Here is a 290-nt window from a genome sequence, read left to right as displayed (position 1 = left end):
TTCTCTTGAAAATGTCGAATGATATTTTCTGATAGAATGACTCCAACATCAACCATCGTTCCAATAGCAATAGCGATTCCAGATAATGCGACAATATTGGCATCTATACCAAATGCTTTCATGGCTATAAATACCATAAGCACAGCTAGTGGTAACAACCCTGAAATCAAAATAGAAGCTCTTAGGTTAAATACCATAATGATGATAACCAGTATGGTAATTAAAATCTCCAGAGCAAGCGCCTCATTCAAAGTCCCTAAAGTCTCTTTAATCAAATCTGTTCTGTCGTA

The 290-nt window shown here is 35.9% G+C and carries 1 protein-coding gene; it reads right to left on the bottom strand.

The genetic code is table 11. The features are described 5' to 3' along the window. The coding region (locus tag AAON49_RS00025; protein WP_349551721.1) for an efflux RND transporter permease subunit at window positions 1-290 on the bottom strand (290 nt) is incomplete at both ends.

The sequence above is a fragment of the Pseudotenacibaculum sp. MALMAid0570 genome (assembly GCF_040151415.1).
In the GTDB taxonomy this organism is placed as follows: Bacteria; Bacteroidota; Bacteroidia; order Flavobacteriales; family Flavobacteriaceae; genus Polaribacter.
Note: the sequence above shows the minus strand (reverse complement) of the source record. Positions and strands in the feature narration are given on the sequence as shown.